At 71.3% G+C, this 15,491-nt stretch carries 16 protein-coding genes; 10 read left to right on the top strand and 6 right to left on the bottom strand.

What is annotated here, in order from left to right:
- Positions 1-3: 3 nt before the first annotated feature.
- The 4 genes from B116_RS0100390 to B116_RS0100375 all read left to right on the top strand — a co-directional run bounded on the left by B116_RS0100390 (position 4) and on the right by B116_RS0100375 (position 3,955).
- Positions 4-729, top strand: a complete 726-nt coding sequence (locus B116_RS0100390; protein ID WP_027658867.1) for a lysophospholipid acyltransferase family protein — start codon at positions 4-6, stop codon at positions 727-729.
- A complete protein-coding gene (locus tag B116_RS0100385; RefSeq protein ID WP_027658866.1) occupies positions 726-1,724 on the top strand; it encodes an NAD(P)H-dependent glycerol-3-phosphate dehydrogenase in 999 nt (332 codons plus the stop codon). The genes B116_RS0100390 and B116_RS0100385 overlap by 4 nt, the downstream gene beginning before the upstream one ends.
- Positions 1,725-1,728: 4 nt before the next feature.
- Positions 1,729-2,844 carry a cystathionine gamma-lyase gene (locus B116_RS0100380; protein ID WP_027658865.1) on the top strand — a complete coding sequence of 372 codons (1,116 nt, stop codon included), beginning with the start codon at positions 1,729-1,731 and terminating at the stop codon, positions 2,842-2,844.
- Between the two features lie 79 nt (positions 2,845-2,923).
- Positions 2,924-3,955 (top strand): ROK family protein, encoded by a 1,032-nt coding sequence (locus B116_RS0100375; protein ID WP_033667201.1) that lies wholly within the window; start codon positions 2,924-2,926, stop codon positions 3,953-3,955.
- Positions 3,956-4,049: 94 nt separating this feature from the next.
- Here the strand turns inward: B116_RS0100375 and B116_RS0100370 are convergent, their stop codons facing one another.
- Complete coding sequence (locus B116_RS0100370; RefSeq protein WP_018722167.1) at positions 4,050-4,250, bottom strand: DUF397 domain-containing protein; 201 nt, start codon at positions 4,248-4,250, stop codon at positions 4,050-4,052.
- Between the two features lie 4 nt (positions 4,251-4,254).
- Positions 4,255-5,100 (bottom strand): helix-turn-helix domain-containing protein, encoded by an 846-nt coding sequence (locus B116_RS0100365; RefSeq protein WP_018722166.1) that lies wholly within the window; start codon positions 5,098-5,100, stop codon positions 4,255-4,257.
- Between the two features lie 228 nt (positions 5,101-5,328).
- On the opposite strand from B116_RS0100365, the gene B116_RS0100360 reads away from it, so the two are divergent.
- Together B116_RS0100360 and B116_RS0100355 are read left to right on the top strand one after the other, a co-directional pair.
- A complete protein-coding gene (locus B116_RS0100360) occupies positions 5,329-5,604 on the top strand; it encodes a hypothetical protein (protein WP_018722165.1) in 276 nt (91 codons plus the stop codon).
- 223 nt (positions 5,605-5,827) lie between these two features.
- Positions 5,828-6,934, top strand: coding sequence for a D-alanine--D-alanine ligase family protein (locus B116_RS0100355; protein ID WP_027658863.1), 1,107 nt, complete (start codon positions 5,828-5,830; stop codon positions 6,932-6,934).
- A gap of 75 nt (positions 6,935-7,009) precedes the next feature.
- On the opposite strand, the gene B116_RS0100350 is transcribed toward B116_RS0100355, so the two are convergent.
- Both B116_RS0100350 and B116_RS0100345 read right to left on the bottom strand, forming a co-directional pair.
- Positions 7,010-7,702 (bottom strand): DUF3515 family protein, encoded by a 693-nt coding sequence (locus B116_RS0100350; RefSeq protein WP_027658862.1) that lies wholly within the window; start codon positions 7,700-7,702, stop codon positions 7,010-7,012.
- Positions 7,703-7,936 (bottom strand): Lrp/AsnC ligand binding domain-containing protein, encoded by a 234-nt coding sequence (locus tag B116_RS0100345; RefSeq protein WP_011905176.1) that lies wholly within the window; start codon positions 7,934-7,936, stop codon positions 7,703-7,705.
- 96 nt (positions 7,937-8,032) lie between these two features.
- On the opposite strand from B116_RS0100345, the gene B116_RS0100340 reads away from it, so the two are divergent.
- Entirely contained in the window at positions 8,033-8,986 is a 954-nt protein-coding gene (locus tag B116_RS0100340; RefSeq protein WP_027658861.1) for a thiamine-phosphate kinase, read from the top strand.
- 28 nt (positions 8,987-9,014) lie between these two features.
- Positions 9,015-9,482 (top strand): GNAT family N-acetyltransferase, encoded by a 468-nt coding sequence (locus B116_RS0100335; RefSeq protein ID WP_018722161.1) that lies wholly within the window; start codon positions 9,015-9,017, stop codon positions 9,480-9,482.
- A 94-nt stretch (positions 9,483-9,576) separates the two neighbouring features.
- Here B116_RS0100335 and rpmB read toward each other — a convergent pair whose 3' ends face one another.
- A complete protein-coding gene (rpmB, locus tag B116_RS0100330; protein ID WP_011905179.1) occupies positions 9,577-9,768 on the bottom strand; it encodes a 50S ribosomal protein L28 in 192 nt (63 codons plus the stop codon).
- A gap of 221 nt (positions 9,769-9,989) precedes the next feature.
- Here rpmB and B116_RS0100325 point away from each other — a divergent pair, with 221 nt between their 5' ends.
- Positions 9,990-11,609 (top strand): DAK2 domain-containing protein, encoded by a 1,620-nt coding sequence (locus B116_RS0100325; protein WP_027658860.1) that lies wholly within the window; start codon positions 9,990-9,992, stop codon positions 11,607-11,609.
- Positions 11,606-13,807, top strand: coding sequence for an ATP-dependent DNA helicase RecG (gene recG, locus B116_RS0100320; protein ID WP_027658859.1), 2,202 nt, complete (start codon positions 11,606-11,608; stop codon positions 13,805-13,807). Before B116_RS0100325 ends, recG begins: the two co-directional genes overlap by 4 nt.
- Positions 13,808-13,980: 173 nt before the next feature.
- Here the strand turns inward: recG and B116_RS0100315 are convergent, their stop codons facing one another.
- Complete coding sequence (locus B116_RS0100315) at positions 13,981-15,189, bottom strand: hypothetical protein (RefSeq protein ID WP_027658858.1); 1,209 nt, start codon at positions 15,187-15,189, stop codon at positions 13,981-13,983.
- Between the last annotated feature and the right edge of the window lie 302 nt (positions 15,190-15,491).

Here is a 15,491-nt window from a genome sequence, read left to right as displayed (position 1 = left end):
CGGGTGGCGCGGCGCAGGATCGGATTCTGGCCACGGTTCGCTGTGGTGCTGGTCAAGTCCGTGATGACGATCTGGACGCGGCGGAGTTGGCACGGCATGGAACACCTCCGTCGGTCCGGCGGGATGATCATCGTGCCGAACCACATCTCGCACGCCGACCCGCTGGTCGCTGCGCACTTCGTCTACGACTCCGGGCGTTGGCCGCAGTTCCTCGGCAAGGCCAGCTTGTTCCGCATTCCGCTGGTCGGCGGGATTCTGCGCCGTTGCTGGCAGATCCCGGTCGAGCGCGGCACCGCGGCCGCGGTTCAGTCGTTGGACCTCCTAGTCGAGGTGGTGAACAGCGGCGGTGCGGTGGTGATCTACCCCGAGGGGACCCTGACCCGGGAACCCGAGCTGTGGCCGATGAAGGCCAAGACCGGCGCGGCGCGGCTCGCCCTGGCCACCGGCGCCCCGGTCATTCCGGTGGCGATGTGGGGGCCCGAGCGGATGTTCGATCCCCGGACCTCCCGGCTGAACCCACGTCCCCGAATCCCGGTGACCGTCGTCGCCGGGCCCCCGGTCGACCTGGACCGGTGGGCCGGCGTCCCTCCGACGAAGGCGGTGCTTGAGGAGATGACCGAGGCCATCATGCTGCGTCTGCGCGACTTGCTGGCCGAGGTTCGGCAGGCCGAGCCGCCCCCGCTCTGGGAACGCCCCCGCCACACCGAACGCCCGGGAGCGGCGGCATGAGCGGGCACGTCGCCGTGTTGGGGGCCGGGTCCTGGGGGACTGCCTTCGCCAAAATCCTCGGTGACGCGGGCCGGGATGTCAGGCTCTGGGCCCGGCGACAGGCGGTCGTGGCGGCGCTGCGGGCCGAGCGGAGCAACCCGGAGTACCTGCCGGGTCTGGTCCTGCCGGAGCGGGTGACGGCCACCGGTGACGCCGGGGAGGCGATCACGGGTGCCGAGCTGGTGGTGCTCGCGGTCCCGTCGCAGACACTGCGCGGCAACCTCACGGAGTGGCTGCCGTACCTGCACAGCGACGCCACGCTGGTCTCCCTGATGAAGGGGATCGAACTCGGCACCACCAAGCGGATGAGCGAGGTGGTCATGGAGACCGCCCGCGTCCCCGCCGACCGGGTGGTCGTGGTCTCCGGGCCGAACCTGGCCCCCGAGATCGTCGCCGAGCAGCCCGCCGCCACCGTGGTCGCCTGCCCCGACGTTGACCGGGCCACCCTCGTACAGCGGGCGATCACCACCCCGTACTTCCGCCCGTACACCAACGACGACGTGATCGGCTGCGAGCTGGGGGGCGCGGTCAAGAACGTCATCGCCCTCGCGTACGGCATCGCCACCGCGATGGGCTTCGGCCACAACACCCGGGCGATGCTGGTCACCCGGGGGCTGGCCGAGACCGCCCGGCTCGGGGTAGCGCTCGGTGCCGACCCGCTCACCTTCGCCGGCCTCGCCGGCATGGGTGACCTGGTGGCGTCCTGCTCCTCCCCGTCGGCCCGAAACCGCACCTTCGGCGAGCACCTTGGCCGGGGGGCAACCCTGGAGGAGGCCCGGATCGCCACCCGGCAGACCGCCGAGGGGGTCAAGAGCGCACTGGCCATCCGGGATCTGGCGCGGGCACACGAGGTCGAGATGCCGATCACCGAGCAGGTCGAGGTGGTCTGCCACGAGGGCGGGGACCCACGACGTGCGGTCGCGGCGCTGATGAGCCGTACGACGAAGCCGGAGTGACGCCGTGCTGGCCGACCGTGATGGAACCCGCTGTGTCCGCGCTGGGCTGCCGGAGCCGGTACCCGGGGAGCCGTTCCTGCCCGGCCCGGTCTTTGCCGCGCCGTACCACCTCGATCCGTGGGCCGGGCCCCCGGGCACGCCGAACGGCTACGGTCGGTCGGACAACCCGACCCGGCGGCGGCTGGAGGCGGCGATCGGTGAGCTGGAGGGGGGCGACTGTCGGGTTTTTGCCAGTGGCCAGGCGGCGATCACCGGGCTGCTGCTGAGTGTGTTGCGCTCCGGCGACACGGTACTGCTCCCCGCCGACGGCTACTTTTCGGTGCGGGCGTTCGCCACCGAGACCCTGGCTGGCATCGGGGTACGGGTGCTCCTCGCGCCGACCGTCGGGCCGTATCCGGACCTCGCCGGCGTACGGCTGGTGTTGGTGGAGACCCCGGCGAACCCGGGCCTCGACGTCGTTGACCTGCCCGCGTTGGCGGCGCGGGCGCGGGCGGCGGGGGCGTTGCTGGTAGTGGACAACACCACCGCGACCCCGCTCGGGCAGTGTCCGTTGGAACTCGGCGCAGACCTGGTGGTGGCCTCCGGCACGAAGGCGCTCACCGGCCACTCGGACCTGCTGCTCGGCTATGTCTGCACCCGGTCGGCTGAGTTGCTCGCGGCGGTGACCCGGTGGCGGGACCACACCGGGGCGGTCCCGGGCGCCTTCGATGCCTGGCTGGCGCACCGATCCCTGGCCACTCTCGACCTGCGGCTGGCTCGGCAGACCGCGAACGCTGCGGCCCTCGCCGGGTTGCTGGCGGAGCAACCGGGAGTGACTGGGCTGCGCTGGCCGGGCCGGCCGGAGGACCCGGCCTACCCGGTGGCCGTGGCCCAGCTGCGTCGGATGCCGGGGGTGCTCTCGTTTGATCTCGGCGCCGCCGACCGCGTGGCCCGCTTCGTTGCCGCGGCCCGACTGGTGGCGGCGGCCACCTCGTTTGGGGGGCTGCACACCACGGCCGACCGACGAGCCCAATGGGGTGACGACACGCCGCCCGGCTTCGTCCGGCTCTCCTGCGGCGTCGAGGACACCGCCGACCTGGTCGCCGATGTGGCTGCCGCGCTGCGGCTCGTCGATGGCTGACCGCTGCCGGTTCCCCATAGCGGGTCACCGGCGCGGGAACTAGCCTCACGTCATCGTCTCCGGAGTGGGAGGGCGGAACGTGGGTAGCACGGCAACGCCGGTGGTTGTTGGTTTGGACAACGGCGGCACCAGCAACAACGTCACTGTTTTGACAGTGGACGGACGCTTCCTCGTGGATGGCTTGCTCGAGAGCCCGAGCGAGGTCCAGGCCGGTCCACCGGCGGCGATCGAGGCCCTTGCGGGCGCCTTTTCCGAGGCATTGGCGTCGGTCGGGGTAACTCGGGATCTGGTCCGGGCGGTGGGGCTGGACACTCCCGGTCCGGCCAGCGCCGCCGGGGTGATCTCCTCGCGTGGTTCGACCAACTTTTCCCAGCCGCAGTGGCGGGGCTACGACGTGCGGGGTGCACTTCAGCGGCGGCTTGGCCTACCGGTGGTGTATCTCAACGATGGCAACGCCGCTGCCTTGTACGCGCACCATTCGTACTTCGGAGCGGATGCGGCGCGTCGCTCGTCGGTCTCCGTGGTGGTCGGTACCGGTCTCGGTGGTGGGCTGGTCGAAGGAGGGCGGGTGATCGCCGGTGCGGCCGGCATGGCGGGGGAACTGGGACACGTGCAGCTACCGCTGACCGGCCTGCTCGGCCCCGGCCAGCCGGAACCGGTCTGTGGCTGTGGGTTCATCGGGGACGCGGAGAGCATCGCGTCGCTGACCGGGATCGCCCGTAACCTGCTGCCGTACTGGCTGACCCGGTTCCCCGGGCATCCGCTGGCCGCCGAGCCGCTGGCGCGGGCGGCGAAGCTGGTCCGCGGGTTTGGTGAGCGGGGCGACCCGCTGGCCCGGGAGATCTTCACCCAGCAGGCGAAGGCGATCGGCCGGCTGTTCACGCTCGCGGCGAATTTGGCCGACCCGCATGCGTACTTCGTTGGCGGGGGCGTGGTGGAGGCGGCCCCGGAGTTCCGCGACTGGTTCCTCGCCACCATCCGCGAGCACACCGTGCTGCGGAAGGAACAGGCGGCGGTGGCGACGTTCGCGCTGGTGCCGGAGCGGGACATGGCCGGGGCCCGCGGGGTGGCCCTCGCGGCGCTGCGGGCTTTGTCGGCACCGGGGCGATGACCCCGCGTCGTTCTGCGGGATGCCGAGCAACGGGCGGCCGGAGCTGGCCTTCGGTGGTCGGGCGACGGTGGGACCAGTACCGCCGCCCGACCGGTCACCGGCGGGGTGGCGCGGCGGCGAAGGTCGTCCAGGCTGCGGGGGTGAAGAGCAGCGTTGGGCCGCCCCGGTCCTTTGAGTCGCGCACGCCCACCACCTGCGGCAGCGCTGCGATCTCGACGCACGCCCCCTCGTCTCCGCTGTGGCTGCTGGTGCGCCAGTAGGCCCGGGTCAGCTCCGGGCCGATCGTCGGGGTCATCGTCCTACCGTCCCTTCATGAGGTGCCGAAGCTGGTCCCGGCTGGCTGCCGGGCTGAGGGCCACGCTTCGCAGGTGCTCCATGATCTTGGTGCAGGTGCGGAGGTCGCCGGGGCGGTCGAGGACCATCTGGCCGGCGACCGTCTCCACCGAGGCGATGACGGGGTCTTCGGGGTCCGCGAACTCCAGGATGTGCAGCGAGCCGCGGGTGCCGCGGTGGTAGCCGGCGGCCAGTGGGATCACCTGGATGGTGACGTTGGGCAGCTCGCTTGCCTTGAGGAGGTGGCCCAGCTGCGCCGCCATCACCATCCGGTCGCCTACCGGTCGTAGTAGGGCGCCTTCGTCGATGATGGCGTCGAGGATTGGTGGGTGTGGTGCGGTGAGTCGCTGCTGTCGGTCGAGCCGGAGCTGGACTCGCTGCTCGACCTCGTCATCGGTCAGGGTGTGTGGGCCACCTCGCATCACTCCGCGGATGTAGTCGGCGGTCTGGAGCAGGCCGGGCACCACGGAGGGCTCGAAGTTGGCGATCCCGGTGGCCTCCGCCTCCAGCGCGATGAAGTCGATGGTGCGCCGGTCGAGAAGGTATGAGTAGGAGACCCACCAGCCGGGCTTGCGGGCGTCCTTGGCGAGCTGTGTGGCTGCCGCGATGTCGTCTGGTGCGACACCGTAGACGGTCAGGAGCGCGCGGACGACCGCCGGGCTCACCAGCGTCTGCGCGTTCTCGTAGCGGGACAGGGTGCTGCGGGTGCTGCTGATTTCGTCCGCTGCGGACTCCAGGGTGAGGCCGGCGGCCTCCCGGTGCATGCGCAGGGCGATGCCCAGTCGGCGGGCACGGGCGGTTTTCGGAGCCATGTATCGATCATTGCACATCCTTGGGAGGTGGTAAATGAGAGAACGCGGGTGAGAGTTGCATTCACAGCTATCGCAGTGTCACGCTGTTAGCAGGTCCTCGCTGACGGTTGTCGTGGCGACGGTGGCGGCGAGCGACTCGGAGGGATGAGGCGCGCGGTGGTCGGGTTACTCCCCCGGACCCGATTGCCGCGTGCTGCCCCGATGGCTCGCCGTCCGGAGGGACTCGACATGCGAACTGCCCAGCTGCCCCGACAGCGCTATGGCGCCACCGAGCCCGGCGCGGTAGCGCTAACCCGGTTCCTGGTGGTGCTCACCGATGTGCGCTCCCAGGACCGTGGTCGGGACGAGCGGGCCAGCCCGGAGCGGCGCCGGCAGGTGGTGGGCGCGAGTAGTCGCGAGGCGGCTGAGCGCATCGCGGGAGCATTCATGGCGCTGGGCATGGTGCGAGCGGGTCGGCAGCGGGTCAAGCTGATCGCGATCGGTCGGCGGCGCCTTCGCCGATAGTCGACGGACTGGCGGGCTGCCGGAACCGGCGGGCCGTCTCCTTCCTGTCGAGCTAAACCGATACATCCCCAAAATCCGGTTACCCACCGTATTCCGGGTCGACTAGTTGCTGGGCCCTCGCGCTCTCATTGGGGTATCGCCCGCCGACGTTCGCCACGCACAGTAAGGTCACCAAGGTGAGCGCCGCGGCAGATGCGACGAGCCGACGAAGAGGTGAGGGCCAGTGACCAGCCCAGGCAAGACCCGCGTGGCGGTCGTGTTCGGCGGACGTAGCCCGGAGCATGGCATTTCCTGTGTCAGCGCCGGCAGCGTCTTGGCGGCGCTCGACCCCGACGAGTACGAGGTCGTGCCGATCGGGATCAGCCGCGCCGGTCAGTGGGTGTTGACCGGGGGTGATCCGGACGAGCTCGCGATCAATGCCCGGCGGCTGCCGGAGATCACCGCGGAGTGCGGGGACACCATCATGCTGAACGCGGACCCGAGCAACAGCGGGCTGCTGGTACTCGACGCGACCGCGGGGCCCCGGGCCCTCGCCGACGTGGATGTGGTGTTTCCGGTCCTACATGGAGCGTACGGGGAGGATGGCAGCATCCAGGGGATGCTGGAGATGGCCGGTATCCCGTACGTCGGGGCGAACGTCTTCGCCTCCGCCGCCGCCATGGACAAGGAGTTCACCAAGAAGCTCTGCGCCGTCGAGGGGATTCCGGTCGGCCCGTACGCGGTGCTGCGCAGCGGCATGACCTTGACCGAGCAGGACAAGCAGCGCCTCGGCCTGCCGGTCTTCGTCAAGCCCTCCCGGGCTGGCTCGTCCTTCGGGATCACCAAGGTCAGCGACTGGGCGGACCTGGACGATGCGGTCGCCATCGCCCGGAAGATCGATTCCAAGGTCCTCGTCGAGGGCGCGCTCGTCGGCCGCGAGATCGAGTGCGGGGTGCTGGAGGGCGAGGCCGGTGGGGCGCCGGAAGCGTCCGTGCTCGCCGAGATCCGGGTGGTCGGTGAGCACGACTTCTACGACTTCGAGGCGAAGTACATCGACGCCGATCTCGCTTCTGAGTACGACGTCCCCGCCGACCTGCCGGAGCGGGTGACCCGTCAAGTCCAGGAGTACGCGGTCCGCGCCTTCACCGCGCTCGACTGCGCCGGGCTGGCTCGGGCTGACTTCTTCATCACCCCCGAGCTGGACGTCTACCTCAACGAGGTCAACACGATGCCCGGCTTCACCCCGTCGTCGATGTTCCCGCGGATGTGGGCGGCCGCTGGTCTGGAGTACCCGAAGCTGATCAATCGCCTCATCCGGACCGCCCTGCACCGCGGGACCGGCCTGCGCTGAGCCGCCTCGCCGCCGCCCGCCGGGACTACCGGTGCGGCGGGTCCGGTGGCAGCGGCGGCGGCCCGTTGGCGGGGGCTACTCGGGGCGGCAGCCCGTCGGGGCGTCGTCAACGGAGAGAACCGTAGCGGCGATCGTCTCCGAGACGGGGGAGACCCACTGCAGCGGCTGGTCGTAATCGTCGGGCACCCGGACCGTGACCGTCATCTCCCGGTCGACGGTGCTCAGTACGGTGCTGCCCTCCTCCTCGTTGCCGTACCAGCAGACCCGGTTGACCAACCAGAGCTTGTCGGTATCGGCGAAGGTCGGCGCCGCCCCGCCGCAGGCCACGGTGAGGGCCGGGTCACCGTACGCGGCGTTCTGCTCGGGGCCGGCGGTGACCGGACGCTGCGGCAGATCCCGGATCGTCGGCGGAAGCTGGGAGAGCAGGGCGCGGCAGACGGTGGCCGGGCGCTCGGCCAGAGCCGGAGCGGCCATCTCCACTGCGGCGGTTGACAGCGGCGCGGGGGTCGTCGCCGACGCGCTCGGCTCAGATCCCGGCTGATCCGGGGCGAACTGGTTGAACGCCAGGACACCGGCCAGCACGGTCGCCGGGAGCGCGACCGCCGTCGCGATCAGTGCCGCGCCCCGGTTAGAGCGGTCCCGGCCGCCCTCCGGGGCCCCATCGGCGCCGTCGGTGTCCGACTGGCGGGCAGCGGTGTCGCCCCCGGGGGTGGGTGCGTCGTCGGGGGCAGGGGTGGTGGTCTCGGACGAGTCGGGCAGCCTGCTCACTTAGAGACGCACCACCGAACAGGTGAGGGTGCGGGTGATTCCCGGCACCATCTGTACCTTGCTGACGATGAGGTCGCCGAGTTCGTCCACGGTCTGCGCTTCGCAGAGCAGTACCACGTCGTAGGGCCCGGTGACGGCGTCGACGCGGACAACGCCGGTAATCTTCGCGATCTGACCGGCCACGTCACGCGCTTGGCCGACCTCTGTCTGGATGAGTATGTACGCCTGTACCACGTTCGACCTCCCTCCGTCGCCGCTGGATGAGCGGCCCGAAGGGAGAAACTACCCTACCGACCAGGCCGGATTCCGATCGGCGGAGAAGGAGAAGCGGTGAGCGAACGCGGCAACGGCGTCGTGGGGCTGGGCGAGTTCGGTCTGATCGACCGGGTTACCGCTCGGTTGTCCTACGGACCGACCGTCCTGCTCGGCCCCGGGGACGACGCGGCGGTGGTGGCTGCCGCGGACGCCCGGGTCGTCGCCTCCACCGACGTGCTGGTGGAAGGCCGGCACTTCCGCCGGGACTGGTCGGCGGCGCAGGACATCGGCCACCGAGCAGCCGCGGCGAACCTCGCCGACATCGCGGCGATGGGTGCGCGAACGACCGCTCTGCTGGTCGCCCTCTGCATGCCGCCGGAGCTGCCGCCCGGGTGGGCAGAGGAGCTGGCCGACGGCCTGGCCGCGGAGGCCGCCAAGGTGGGGGCCAGCGTGGTGGGCGGGGACATGTCGGCGAGTCCCACGCTGACCATCGCCGTGACCGCACTCGGTGATCTAGGCGGCCGGGCGCCGGTGACCCGGGCCGGGGCCAAGCCCGGTGACATGGTGGCGCTCGCCGGCCGGACCGGGTACGCGGCGGCCGGCCTCACCGTCCTGTCTCGAGGTTTTCGGACACCGCGGCTGTTGGTCGAGGCACACCGACGACCCGAGGTGCCGTACCCGGCCGGACCGGCGGCGGCCGGGGCCGGGGCGACCGCGATGATCGATGTTTCGGATGGGCTCCTCGCCGACCTGGGACATTTGGCCCGGGCGAGCGGGGTGGCGGTGGATGTGCGGCGGGAGGCCTTCGCGGTGCCCCGGCAGATGCGCGACGCGGCCCAGGCGCTCGGCGTCGACCCGTACACGTGGCTCTTGACCGGCGGGGACGACCACGCCCTCGTGGCGACATTCCCCCCGACGGCCGTGTTGCCGGCGGGCTGGCAGCCGATCGGCGAGGTCGCCGCGGGTGCCGGGGTGACCGTTGATCGTCGGCAGTGGGAGGGCCCCGCCGGCTGGGACCACTTCCGGTAGGCGCACCGGACGGTCGTACCCTGCACTGGTGCGGAACCTGCAGATTCACCCCACCCGATTCGACTCGCCGACGGCGCAGCGGCTGATTGAGGCGGCCCTAACGGACCTGGGCATTCGATACGGCGGCAGCGGCGACGAGACCCCGGTGGACGCGGCCGAGTTCGAGCCGCCCGCCGGTACCTTCCTCATCGCCCACCTCGACGGCGAGTCAGTGGCCTGTGGCGGCTGGCGCAGCCACGGTGGGTCGGTCGAGACAGCCGAGCTGAAGCGGATGTATGTGGCGCCACACGTTCGGGGGCGGGGTGTGGCCCGAGCCGTTCTGGCGGCGGTGGAGCAGTCCGCACGTGAGCAGGGCCGTCAGCGGATCGTCCTGGAGTGCGGCGATCGGCAACCCGAGGCGCTTGCGCTGTACCGTTCATCCGGCTACGCGCGGATCCCGAACTTTGGCTTCTACAAGGATGCCCCAGGCTGCGTCTCGTTCGGCCGGGCCCTCTGATTCACGCTCCGCCCCGGGAGGCGCCAGGGCCCCAGCAACGCAAAACCGGCGGACCCGTTGGGGCCCGCCGGCGCGATCTGGCTGAGCTACCGCGTCAGGCGCGGGTTACCTTGCCGGCCTTGATGCAGGACGTGCAGACCTTCAGCTTCTTGGTGTTGCCACCACCGGCAGGGGTGCGCACCGACTGGATGTTCGGGTTCCAGCGGCGGTTGGTCCGCCGGTGCGAGTGGGACACGTTGTGGCCGAAGCCCGGCCCCTTACCACAGACGTCGCACACGCTAGCCACGGGATACTCCTGGGATTGATCCGTTCATGAGGTCGTCACCAGGCGCTGCCCGGGCAACCTGGCCAGGTTACCCGATGCCTGCTCGCGGTGCCCAACCCCCCTCGGACCCCGCTCAGATCCGCCGGGCCCTGCGCCCGGATTCGCCCGGCCTTGTGCGGGTACACGCCGGCGCGCGTCGCCGGGCCAGACGCGGACTGGAGCGCGCCAGTAGGCTACTCACTGTGCTGGACACCCTCGATGCCGCCGCGGTCCGCCGTTGGTGCGCGGGTGGGCTGGTCGCGTTGAAGCGCCATCAGGGCGAGATCGACCACCTCAATGTCTACCCGGTACCCGACGGTGATACCGGCACCAACCTGGTCCTCACCCTCACCTCGGCGCAGCAGGCGTTGGCGGTGGAGCTGGAGACGCTGCCCGAGGACGGGCCCACCCCGCACGGGCAGGCGCTCCGGCGGATGGCCCGGGGCGCGCTGCTTGGCGCCCGGGGCAACTCGGGAGTGATCCTGGCGCAGATCCTGCGTGGCTTCGCCGACGCGCTGGCCGCGGTCCCCGTGGTGCGGGGTCGGGCGTTGGCCGCTGCCCTGCGCGCCGCCGCCACCGCCGCCTACGCCGCCGTCGCCGCTCCGGTCGAGGGGACGCTGCTCAGCGTGGCCGCCGCCGCAGCGCGCGCCGCCGAGCGGGCCGGCCGCGACGAGCTGGGCACCGTGGTCCGGGCCGCGGCCGACGAGGCCGCCCAAGCCCTAGATCGGACGCCCCAGCAGCTACCGGCGCTGGCCCAGGCCAGTGTGGTGGACGCCGGTGGACGGGGCCTCTGCCTGCTGCTCGATGCCCTGGTCGAGGTGGTCACCGGGGAGCGTCCGGCGCGTCCGGAGCTCACCGGCCGCTCGCCCCACCCACCGGCCGATGACTCCCGCGAGGGCAACTGGTCGACGTACGCCTACGAGGTGCAGTATCTGCTCGACGCCGAACCGGCGGCAGTGGACCGGCTGCGCGAGGAGCTCGGTGCCCTGGGCGACTCGCTGGCGGTCGTCGGCGACAGCGCGGTCGGTACCTGGAATGTGCATGTGCACGTGGACGATGTTGGCGCGGCCATCGAGGCGGGCGTGGTCGCTGGTCGTCCACACCGGATCGTGGTGACCCGCTTCGCCGATCTGCCCAGGCCGCCCGCGTCGCCGGGGACGGACCCGGCCCCGGACCACCGGGCGGCGGTGGTGGTGGCCACCGGCGCCGGCATCGTCGAGCTCTGCACCGCAGCGGAGGCGGCGGTGGTGGAGGGCGTCTCCTCCGCTGGTGAGCTGCTGACCGCCGTCCGTGCCACTGGCGCGGCCCACGTCGTGTTGCTGCCCAACGATCCAGACACCCAGGTGATGGCGAACGACGCGGCCCGGGCAGCGCACCGGCTCGGCGTCAAGGTCAGCGTGGTCCCGACCCGGTCACCGGTGCAGGCGCTCGCCGCGCTCGCCGTCCGGGACCCGGGTCGGCGCTTCGAGGACGACGTGATCGCGATGGCCGAGGCCGCCGGCGCCTGCCGGTACGCGCAGGTCTGCCACGCCAGCCGGGCGGCCCTGACCGTCGCCGGCCCCTGCCGACCGGGGGACGTGCTCGCCCTGGTCGATGGCGAGGTGCACCTCATCGGGGCGGACCTGATCGACACCTGCACCGCCGTGGTCGACCGGATGCTCGGTGGCGGTGGCGAGCTGGTGACCCTGCTAGTCGGGGCGGAGGCCCCCGCCGGCCTGGCCGAGGCGGTCCGTGAGCACGTGGTCCGCTCCTGGCCGTTCGTCGAGGTGCAGGTGCACCTGGGCGGGCAGCCGCACTACCCGCTCCTGGTGGGGGTCGAATGACCTCCGACCAGGCCACCGTCGACACTCCGTTGGGCAAGTTGGTCGGGGCGAAGACGGCCAAGGCGCTCGCCAGCCACCTCGATCTGCACACCGCGGGCGACCTGCTCTACCACGTCCCCCGCCGGTACGACGAGCGCGGTGAGCACACCGACATTCGGTCGCTCGATGTCGGTGAACAGGTCACCGTGCTGGCCCAGGTGCAGCGCACCGCCGTACGTCCGATGCGCCAGCGCCGCGGAAATCTGCTGGAGGTGACGGTCGGCGACGGCTCGGGGGGCGCGTTGACCCTGACGTTCTTCGGCAACCAGGTCTGGCGCGAGCGGGATCTGCGCCCCGGCCGGTGGGGGCTGTTCGCCGGCAAGGTAACCGAGTTTCGGGGCCGCCGGCAGCTCAACGGCCCGGAGTACGTGCTGCTTGGCGCCGGTGATGAGGGCGAGGTGGCGGCCAGCGAGGAGGTTGAGGAGTTCGCGGGTGCGTTGATCCCGGTCTACCCGGCCGCCGCGGCGGTGCCGACCTGGGTGATCGCTCGGTGTGTTCGGGTGGTACTGGACACTGTCGACCCACCGGCGGATCCGGTACCGGCCACCGTACGGAGCGCTCGTAACCTGGCCGGCCTCGGCACCGCCCTGCGCGAGGTGCACCGGCCCTCCAGTAAGGAGGCGCTTTACCGGGCCCGCCGCCGGCTCAAGTGGGACGAGGCCTTCGCGGTGCAGCTCACCCTGGTGCGACGCAAGCGGCAGGCCGCCGACCGTCCAGCCCGACCACGGCCGGTGGTGGCCGGGGGCCTGCGAGACGCCTTCGACGCCCGCCTGCCGTACCAGCTGACGGCTGGCCAGCGGGAGGTTGGCACCGAGATCGCCACGGATCTGGCCACCGCCCACCCGATGCACCGGCTGCTGCAGGGCGAGGTCGGTTCCGGCAAGACGGTGGTCGCGCTGCGCGCGATGCTGCAGGTGGTGGACGCCGGTGGGCAGGCCGCCCTGCTGGCCCCGACCGAGGTGCTCGCCGCCCAGCACTACCGCGGCATCCTTGACCTGCTTGGGCCGCTGGGGCGGGCGGGTGAGCTGGACGCCGCCGAGCACGCCACCCGGGTGGAGCTGGTCACCGGATCGTTGGGCGCCGCGGCCCGTCGCCGGGCGCTGGGCGAGGTGCGCAGCGGCGCCGCCGGCATCGTGCTGGGCACGCACGCCCTGCTGTACGAGGGCGTCGACTTCGCCGACCTCGGTCTGGTGGTGGTGGACGAGCAGCACCGCTTCGGCGTCGAGCAGCGGGACGCGCTGCGGGCGAAGGCGGAGCAGCCGCCACACGTGCTGGTCATGACGGCTACCCCGATTCCACGTACGGTGGCCATGACCGTCTATGGGGACCTGGAGGTCTCCACCCTGTCGCAGCTGCCGCGGGGGCGCTCGCCGATCGCGTCGCACGTGGTTCCGGCCGCGGAGAAGCCCGCTTTCCTGGACCGGGCGTGGCGTCGGCTGCGGGAGGAGGTCACCGCCGGCCACCAGGCGTACGTGGTCTGCCCGCGCATCGGCGACGGTCCCTCCTCCGACGAGGAGGCGGCGCCGGAGGACGACACCGCGCGGCGGCCACCGCTCGCGGTGACCGAGGTAGCGCCGCTGCTCGCCGAGGGGCCGCTGCACGGGCTGCGGATCGGGGTGCTGCATGGTCGGCTTCCCGCGGAGGAGAAGGACGCGGTGATGCGTTCTTTCGCCGCCGGTGATCTCGATGTGCTGGTGGCCACCACCGTGGTCGAGGTCGGAGTGGACGTTCCCAACGCCACCGTGATGATCGTGCTGGACGCCGACCGGTTCGGGGTGTCCCAGCTGCATCAGCTGCGCGGTCGGGTCGGCCGTGGCTCCGCGGCGGGCCTCTGCCTGCTGGTGACCGAGGCGGTGGAGGGCAGCTCGGCACGGGAGCGGCTGGACGCGGTGGGGTCGACAACGGATGGTTTCAAGCTCGCCGAGCTCGATCTGGAGCAGCGGCGCGAGGGTGATGTGCTCGGCGCCACTCAATCTGGTCGCCGCTCACACCTGCGGCTGTTGTCGCTGCTGCGGGACGCGGACCTGATCCGCGACGCGCGGATCGAGGCGATCAGCCTGGTTGAGGAGGATCCAGAGCTGGTGCGCCATCCGGCGTTGGCGGCGTCGGTGGCCGCCCTGGTTGACGCGGACCGCGCCGAGTACCTGGAGAAGGGGTAGCCGCGCCACGGCGGCGGTGCGTCGGGGCGGGGATGTCCAGCAGCAGTGCCGCTGCTCGTCGCTGTCGGGTCTGCCGACGATGCGGTCGTGCTGTTGCACCGGCTGGCCCAACAACTGCCAAGGGCGGGCCGACCAGTTGGTCGGCCCGCCCTCAGCGGTCAGTATTCCTTAGCTCAGGCGGTGAACCGGAGCTTGCGACGACGGGCCATGATGAACAGGCCGCCACCGACGGCCAGCAGCACGGCGGCGCCGGCGGCGATGCCGCCAGCCGCGGCGCCGGTCACCGGCAGGCCCGGCTCGCCGCCGCCCTCACCGGGGGAGCAGTCCGCCGGCTTCGCCCAGGCGATCGGCTCGGGGTTCTCGATGCCCTCGCCGCTCGGCGTGACGATCAGGCCCTCCTCGGCCGGGAAGGACACGGTGCCGCTCATGCCCGGCTCGACGGTCAGCGTCTGCGCCTCACCCTTGTTCGGGGTGAAGGTCGCGGTAACGGTCTCGCCGTCCTCGGGGTTGTTGATCTCGAAGATCAGCTCGTCGCAGGTGGACTTGTAGGCGCCGGTCGGCTCGCCCGGCTCGACGCAGTTGTCGGCCGGCTCCGGATCACCCTCGAAGAGCGGGTCCTTGCTGCCCTCGACGGTCACCTTGATATCGGTCGCATGCTCCGCCGGAACCGCTACCGTGGTGCTCTCACCGGGCTTGAGGCCTACCTTCTCGGTGAAGGCGCCGAGATTGGCTTCGACGGTGAACTTCGCCGGAGCGGTCGCGTCGTCGGCGTTGTTGAGCGCGACGTGGGCGATGCCCTCGCAGTCAGCCTGGATGCTCGCCGTCGGCTTGGGAGCTCCCGGCGTCGGCGTCGGCGGCTCGGAGGTCGACGGGGTCGGCGTCGGCGTCGGCGGCTCGGAGGCCGACGGGGTCGGCGTCGGTGTCGGGGCCTTGCAGGTGCCGCAGAACTTGACCTTGACCGGGCGCAGTCGGTCTTCTGCGAAACCGTTGTCCCATTCGACCCGGACGGCCAGCGACGCCTTGGTGACGTCGCCGGACACCCGCTGGGTGGCGGTCAGCGTCTTCTTGACCGAGTGCGGGTACTTGTCACCGTCAGTGACGGTGAGGTCGGGGATGGTGACCTCGGTGGCCTTCCGCCCGACGTAGGTCTTGGCCACGACCTCGGCCAGCTTGAACTTCTTGACCTTCTTCGGGGTGCTTGCGCTCTTGATGTTCCAGGTGACAACCCACTCGCCGGTGGCGGCGTCGCACTTGGCCGTGCCCGTGACGTTGCTGTGGTGGGCGCTGGCGGGGCTGGCGAGGATCGCCACTCCGGTGAGGCCGAGCAGGGTGCCAGCGGCGACGGCGCTGGCACGTCGGAATAGGGCATGGAGACGGTTCACGTCTGCTCCTGAATGAGGGATCGGACGACGTGCCGGGCGGACGGGAGGTAGCGGCGACGGTGACGCGAACCGCGGGCTCACGGTGCTCGCCTAGGCACAGGCTGCGCTCGCCAGAACGGGCGCATAGGTGGTGACTGTACTGGTCTTTGATCAATCTCGGGGGTCGGGATGAGGGGGCTCACATGATGTTGTCGATTCGTGATCATTGATTGGCGGAGGGTTGTTGAGTGATAACCGTCCGATGTGTGTGATCAGGTGACTTCTGGCCCGGTTCGGCCCGGTCGTGCTCGGCCCGGTGCAGG

It is taken from the genome of Salinispora fenicalii, assembly GCF_000514815.1.
Classification (GTDB): domain Bacteria; phylum Actinomycetota; class Actinomycetes; order Mycobacteriales; family Micromonosporaceae; genus Micromonospora; species Micromonospora fenicalii.
This window is presented reverse-complemented; position numbering and strand designations above follow the sequence as displayed.